General features: G+C 47.3%; 10 protein-coding genes. All 10 read left to right on the plus strand.

The genetic code is table 11. From position 1 onward, the window contains the following. Positions 1-644, plus strand: a 644-nt coding sequence (gene erm, locus H8695_RS11465) for a 23S ribosomal RNA methyltransferase Erm (RefSeq protein WP_231433320.1), incomplete at its 5' end; no start/stop codon positions are given. Between the two features lie 315 nt (positions 645-959). Continuing rightward, positions 960-1,124: a hypothetical protein gene (locus H8695_RS11720; protein WP_430393582.1), complete on the plus strand. Its 165-nt coding sequence runs from the start codon at positions 960-962 to the stop codon at positions 1,122-1,124. Positions 1,125-1,144: 20 nt separating this feature from the next. After that, entirely contained in the window at positions 1,145-1,336 is a 192-nt protein-coding gene (locus H8695_RS11725; RefSeq protein ID WP_430393581.1) for a hypothetical protein, read from the plus strand. 289 nt (positions 1,337-1,625) lie between these two features. Beyond that, the gene (locus H8695_RS11475; protein WP_015517767.1) at positions 1,626-2,873 is read left to right on the plus strand and encodes a plasmid recombination protein; all 1,248 of its coding nucleotides are present in this window, start codon (positions 1,626-1,628) and stop codon (positions 2,871-2,873) included. A 415-nt stretch (positions 2,874-3,288) separates the two neighbouring features. Further along, entirely contained in the window at positions 3,289-4,740 is a 1,452-nt protein-coding gene (locus tag H8695_RS11480) for a hypothetical protein (RefSeq protein ID WP_199488597.1), read from the plus strand. Between the two features lie 255 nt (positions 4,741-4,995). After that, positions 4,996-5,262 carry a type II toxin-antitoxin system RelB/DinJ family antitoxin gene (locus tag H8695_RS11485; RefSeq protein WP_033119556.1) on the plus strand — a complete coding sequence of 89 codons (267 nt, stop codon included), beginning with the start codon at positions 4,996-4,998 and terminating at the stop codon, positions 5,260-5,262. Next, entirely contained in the window at positions 5,255-5,533 is a 279-nt protein-coding gene (locus H8695_RS11490; protein ID WP_021632616.1) for a type II toxin-antitoxin system YafQ family toxin, read from the plus strand. The genes H8695_RS11485 and H8695_RS11490 overlap by 8 nt, the downstream gene beginning before the upstream one ends. 72 nt (positions 5,534-5,605) lie before the next feature. Next, positions 5,606-6,049, plus strand: coding sequence for a hypothetical protein (locus tag H8695_RS11495; RefSeq protein ID WP_228117300.1), 444 nt, complete (start codon positions 5,606-5,608; stop codon positions 6,047-6,049). Between the two features lie 40 nt (positions 6,050-6,089). Then, a complete protein-coding gene (locus tag H8695_RS11500) occupies positions 6,090-6,284 on the plus strand; it encodes a zeta toxin family protein (protein WP_430393583.1) in 195 nt (64 codons plus the stop codon). Beyond that, the coding region (locus H8695_RS11505) for an rRNA adenine N-6-methyltransferase family protein (RefSeq protein ID WP_222395071.1) at positions 6,241-6,453 on the plus strand (213 nt) is incomplete at its 3' end. The genes H8695_RS11500 and H8695_RS11505, both read left to right, overlap by 44 nt.

Consider the following 6,453-nt stretch of genomic DNA (forward strand, 5'->3'; position numbering starts at 1 on the left):
CCGTTTACGAAATTGGAACAGGTAAAGGGCATTTAACGACGAAACTGGCTAAAATAAGTAAACAGGTAACGTCTATTGAATTAGACAGTCATCTATTCAACTTATCGTCAGAAAAATTAAAACTGAATACTCGTGTCACTTTAATTCACCAAGATATTCTACAGTTTCAATTCCCTAACAAACAGAGGTATAAAATTGTTGGGAGTATTCCTTACCATTTAAGCACACAAATTATTAAAAAAGTGGTTTTTGAAAGCCATGCGTCTGACATCTATCTGATTGTTGAAGAAGGATTCTACAAGCGTACCTTGGATATTCACCGAACACTAGGGTTGCTCTTGCACACTCAAGTCTCGATTCAGCAATTGCTTAAGCTGCCAGCGGAATGCTTTCATCCTAAACCAAAAGTAAACAGTGTCTTAATAAAACTTACCCGCCATACCACAGATGTTCCAGATAAATATTGGAAGCTATATACGTACTTTGTTTCAAAATGGGTCAATCGAGAATATCGTCAACTGTTTACTAAAAATCAGTTTCATCAAGCAATGAAACACGCCAAAGTAAACAATTTAAGTACCGTTACTTATGAGCAAGTATTGTCTATTTTTAATAGTTATCTATTATTTAACGGGAGGAAATAATTCTATGAGTCGCTTTTGTAAATTTGGAAAGTTACACGTTACTAAAGGGAATGTAGATAAATTATTAGGTATACTACTGACAGCTTCCAAGGAGCTAAAGAGGTCCCTAGCGCCTACGGGGAATTTGTATCGATAAGGGGTACAAATTCCCACTAAGCGCTCGGGACCCCTTGTAGGAAAATGTCCTAAGTGTGGCAACAATATTGTATTAAAAAAATCGTTTTAGTGCAGTATCTTAAAATTTTGTATAATAGGAATTGAAGTTAAATTAGATGCTAAAAATTTGTAATTAAGAAGGAGTGATTACCACCGCATTTGCCAGAATCAAATGAGCAAAATTTGATTGTCATTGAAGCGTTTTTAGAAGCTGCGAAGCGATATGCTCGTGGTGGATATGATGTAATTGTAGATGGCATTGTAGGACCGTGGTTTTTAGAGCCGTGGCTCAACATTGTTCAAGAGCATTATGAAGTACACTAAGGGCAAGTAAAGAAGAAACTATGAAGCGAGCTATCGAACGCTCAAAGTTAGACAGAGAAACAAATATTGAATTAGTTGAAACAATGTGGAATCAATTTTCCAATTTAGGAATCTATGAATTAAATGTTATAGATACAACTACGCATTCAATCAAAGATACTGTTTCAGCAGTAAAAGAAAAAATAGTAAGCGGTACGGCCTTACTATTTTAGACAATTCCAGTTTATCGGTGGGATGAAGGTCGGGGAGCCGTCCGCAGACGGCAGGGGCAGCGCCCCTCCGGAGCTGGCAGAGCAGCAGGCACGAGCCGGCAGTGAAGCAGCTCCGGCAACCCCTCCCCTTTAGGGGCGCAAAGCACTTTCACACCGCTGCACCGATGGGGTGGCGGTGTGAAAGTGCTTTTGCGTTACTTTCTCACCAGAAAGTAACAAAGAGGTTGTTTTTAGCGGAAATTTATGATAAAATAGAGGACGGAAGAATAAGCGGAAAGGGGGCGATTTTATGGGAGTTACGATTTCGGGTATGACAGGTGCAGGGAGCATCCGGCACAACAACCGCAGCTTCTCAGCGGCGAATGTAGACCGGAGCCGGACGGAGCAGAACATTGTTTTCTGCAACGAGGATCTGAAGCAGGTCTATCATATGGTCTTTGATGAAGCTCTCGCAGCCTACAACGCAAAGAAAACCAAAACGAGAGATAAGATACCGGACTACTATGAGCATATCCGGCAGAGTAAACAGGAAAAGCTGTTCCATGAAGCGATCTTCCAGATCGGCAACATGAGCGACTGTGGGTGCGGTACGCCGGACGGAGAACGGGCGGCGGCAGCTCTGAAAGATTTTGCGGAGTCTTTTGCAGAACGCAACCCCCATCTGCGGGTGTTCAATATGGTGCTGCACATGGACGAGGCAACGCCCCATCTCCATGTCGATTTTATCCCTGTGGCAACGGAGCAGTCAAGAGGACTTTCTACAAGGGTATCTATGAAACAGGCATTGAAGCAGCAGGGGTTTGTCGGTGTCGGCAGAAAGCAGACCGAATGGGCGGCGTGGATGGAACGGGAGAAAGAAGCTCTGACGGAGATCGCCCAGCGGCACGATTTTGAAATTATCTCTCTCGGCACGAACAGACCGCACATGGACTTGCCGCAGTTCAAGGAAGCGGCTGCGAGGCTGGAAGCGGTGCAGCAGCAGACAGCGGCAGTAGAGCGGGAGGTTGCTGAGCTGGAACGGCAGCGGGACGCTCTGAAAGGCACTGTGCGGCTCTTAAAGGAGGCTGACAGGGTAAATGCACCCCTGCATGATATTCAGCCGGAAAAGACGCTCACAGGGGCAGTAAAGGGCGTGACGGTGGATCAGGTCGAGCAGCTAAAGAAAATGGCACTGCGCAGCGTGACGGATCGGCACAAGGTACAGGAGCTGACGGAGGAAAACACCCGTCTGCGGTCACAGGTGCCGTCCATGAAGAAGCGGCTGGAAGAAGCGCAGCGGCAGCAGAGGCTTGAACAGGAAAACCGGAGGCTGCGCGATGAAAACTATTATCTGCAATCCGAGCTGCAGGAGGAACGCAGCTTCACCGAGCGTCTGACGGACGGCATCGGTCGGATGCTGGACTTCTTGGAAGAACACTTGCCGGAGCGTCTGCGTCCTCTGCTTGAAAAGGCGAGGGAGCTGCTGCCCGATCCGGAGATTGGACAGCAGCAGGAGCAACAGCAGCACCAGCGAGGAATGGGCGGCATGGAGCTGTAAAAGAAGCCTGTCCGGAGGGCTTGAAAATCTCTTTCGGACAGGCTATAATAACAACTGAAAATAGGGAATTGCTGTATTGATAATCTAAGCCCCCTGTAAGGGTACTCCCAACCTATATTTTTTCTCTCTGAAAGGGAGAAAGTCGGAGGGGAAAAGGGGGGTGAGCGGAGGGGTGTTGGAAGTGTGGTAAACCTCGTTAGAGGTTTTCCAAGCCACTGTGGTAAACCCATCGGGTTTTCCATAGTGGCGGCACTTTCAATGCCCCGCAGCGAGGGGGAAAAGGGGGAGGTGACTTTCTCTTTAAGGCGGCGTAGCCGCCGCTCTTTTGCTCCCCCTTTTCCCCCTTCCCGCCCGCAGGCGATCCCCGCCGCAGCGGATTTTCTTTTTGGTACTTTTTCTTTTGTGAGGTGGTAATATGACCGAGAATTATCGAGGCTGCTACGAGTATTTGAGCGCACAATATCCGGAGGTCGGAGGCTATGAGTTTTATAAAGAGCTGTTTCCGGACAATGAGAACTCCGGAGAACGGCACACGGATTTTTCCCATCCGAACGCTGTGTATCTGTATCGGGACGAACAGAGCGAGGATAAGAAGCTCCGGCGCAGGAAGATGTATAACGACACATGGGAACAGGATTACATGGAGTTTGTCGAGGGGAACAGCCTTACTTTGTGCAGCGGTCTTGCATATCGCAGAAAGGAGAACAGGCTGGAGAACGCCCAGCGGATGTATGCTCTGATCTTCGATCTGGATGGCGTAGGTCTTGCCGAGCTGCGCAACCTCTTTCTGCGCTTTGGCGGCGATCCGGAGCGAGTGCGCCGGTTGCCGATGCCGACTTTCCTTGTTCTGTCGGGGACAGGGCTGCATATCTACTATGTTTTCCAGCAGCCGATTGACCTATACCCGAATATAAAAATTCAGCTTAAAAGTCTGAAATATGACCTCACTTTCCGGCTATGGGAGTATGGCAGCACTTCGCAGGTCAAGGCGATCCAGTATCAATCCATCAATCAGAGCTTCCGCATGGTGGGCAGCATCAATGACAAGCATGGGACGGAGCTGGTCGCTTTCCGTACCGGAGAACGGGTAACGCTGGATTATCTGAACGCCTACGCAAAGCCAGAAAACAGGGTGGATGTCAATAAGCCTTTCAGCCCATCCAAAATGACACGAGCTGAGGCGAGGGAGGCATATCCGGAGTGGTATGAGCGTGTTGTTGTGAGAGGCGAGAAAGGACGCAAGAAGTGGGATATTGCCGGAAAGGTGCATGGTGATGATCCGTATGCGCTCTACCATTGGTGGCTGCGGCAGATCGGAGAGATAAAGGGCGGGCATCGGTATTTCTTTTTGATGTGCCTTGCTATCTATGCTTACAAATGCGGTGTGTCGAAGCAGCAGCTCCGGCAGGATATGAAAGAGGCTTTTGATGATCTGCAGATGGTGAAGCATGAGAACGCATTGACCGAGGAAGATATACGGAGTGCGCTGGAAGCCTACGACAAGGAGTATTACAATTTCACGATTTCCGATATTGAAGCTCTGACCGATGTTCGCATCGAGCGCAACAAGAGGAATGGTAGATCACAGAAAGAGCATTTGAAAAGAGCAAGGGCGGTGCAGGAAGTGGATTATCCTGGCGGCACATGGAGAAGAAAAGGGGCAGAAGAAAAGAAAGCGCAAGTCTATGCGTGGCGGCAGGAGCATCCAGAGGGACGCAAGGCCGATTGTCATAGGGACACCGGACTTGATCCGAAAACGATCCGCAAATGGTGGGACACCGTACCGGAGGGGCATATAACGGTCAAAATACGCCCATCACAGGCTTTGAGCGATCTGTTGGTGGAGGAATTTAAGAAAGGGCTGTAAACGCCCCAGAAACGCCCTACAAGGCGTTTTCGGGGCGGGTAAGGGTTTTTATATTACCCCACCGAAAACGAGGCTTGAAAACCGCGCGAAATAAGGCTTTTTCACCCCCTAAATGTACACGCTGCGGTGTTAGCATATAGAAAGCACTGTTCATAGAAAAGTTGCAAAAAAACATTTGCAATGCACTTGCAAATGTCACGAATATTGAATATAATATTAGTGCAAGCTAAAAATGACGAGGAAAGGAGTGCTATTATGGCTAAAGGAAATATGACGATAAGAATGGAGCCGGAGCTGAAAGCACAGGCGGCAGCTCTCTTTAAGTCCCTCGGAATGGATTTGAGTACGGCAACGGGTATTTTTTATCGACAGGCACTTAGGTGTCATGGACTTCCCTTTGAAGTCAAGGTTGACGAGCCGAATGCTGTTACCTATGCGGCGATGGAGGCGGCAGAAAAGGGAGAGGATATGTATGGTCCGTTTGATAGCGTTGCAGATCTGATGGAGGCGCTGAATGCTTAAGCCGGAGTTTTCGGGGCAGTTCAAACGAGATTACAAGCTTGCGATCAAGAGAGGCTGCGATCCGAAGAAGTTGGAGGAAGTGATCACGCTGTTGTGTAACGAGCAGCCGTTGCCGGAGGCGTATCGAGATCATGCTCTCACTAATTCCAGAAATTATAAGGACATGAGAGAATGTCACATCGAGCCGGACTGGCTGTTGGTCTATAAAGTTGTTCGGCAGACTTTGATTTTGAAATTGATAAGGACGGGATCTCATAGCGATTTGTTTTGAGATTAACTCCGGATGAAAGAGTGGTGATGATATTTGGCGGGTGTAATAACGGAAATTGCAATAGAATGTGGCGTGTCGGAACAGGCAGTTCGTGCATGGTGTAGGCGAAACCATGTTGCGAAAGATGCGAAAGGAAGTTTCGCAATCAGCGAAAGTCAAAAAACCGCCATATATCAGCATTATTTAGGTGTTGAACGAAAGCAAGTTTCGCAACAGGCGAAAGCAAGTTGCGAAACTTGCGAAACCACTTTGATCGCTATGCTGCAGGGAGAATTAGACCGGAAAAGCGAGCAACTTGCTGTAAAGGACAAGCAGATCGAGGAACTGAACGCAAGGTTGGCGGAGGTCAGCTCGGCGTTGGTGACGGCACAGCAGACTGCGGCAGCGGCCCAGGCTCTCCATGCTGGGACAATGCATCAGCAGCTTCTTTCCGGCAAGTCCGGAGCCGATCAGCCGGAGCGTGAGACAGAACCGGTTCAAAAGCGTAGCTGGTTTAGTAGGTTCTTTGGGGACTAAACAGAACGACAAATCGGGAATTTGTGGAGGTAAAATATAGATGAATCAAGGTAGAATTATTGTAATCACAGGTGCGCCGGGGACAGGAAAAACTACAACGGCATCTGTTGTTGCAAAAGAATCAGATTTGGAAAAGTCTGTGCATATGCACACAGATGACTTTTATCATTATTTGAGTAAAGGGGCAATACATGAACAAAAATATAAAATATTCTCAAAACTTTTTAACGAGTGAAAAAGTACTCAACCAAATAATAAAACAATTGAATTTAAAAGAAACCGATACCGTTTACGAAATTGGAACAGGTAAAGGGCATTTAACGACGAAACTGGCTAAAATAAGTAAACAGGTAACGTCTATTGAATTAGACAGTCATCTATTCAACTTATCGTCAGAAAAATTA

The sequence above is a fragment of the Feifania hominis genome, assembly GCF_014384765.1.
GTDB classification, from domain to species: domain Bacteria; phylum Bacillota; class Clostridia; order Oscillospirales; family Feifaniaceae; genus Feifania; species Feifania hominis.

What these genes read in the sequence shown, in the direction of transcription:
- H8695_RS11725 (WP_430393581.1), top strand. Translation starts at nt 1,145, where the DNA reads ATGAAGCGAGCTATCGAACGCTCAAAGTTAGACAGAGAAACAAATATT.
- H8695_RS11475 (WP_015517767.1), top strand. Translation starts at nt 1,626, where the DNA reads ATGGGAGTTACGATTTCGGGTATGACAGGTGCAGGGAGCATCCGGCAC.
- H8695_RS11480 (WP_199488597.1), top strand. Translation starts at nt 3,289, where the DNA reads ATGACCGAGAATTATCGAGGCTGCTACGAGTATTTGAGCGCACAATAT.
- H8695_RS11485 (WP_033119556.1), top strand. Translation starts at nt 4,996, where the DNA reads ATGGCTAAAGGAAATATGACGATAAGAATGGAGCCGGAGCTGAAAGCA.
- H8695_RS11490 (WP_021632616.1), top strand. Translation starts at nt 5,255, where the DNA reads ATGCTTAAGCCGGAGTTTTCGGGGCAGTTCAAACGAGATTACAAGCTT.
- H8695_RS11500 (WP_430393583.1), top strand. Translation starts at nt 6,090, where the DNA reads ATGAATCAAGGTAGAATTATTGTAATCACAGGTGCGCCGGGGACAGGA.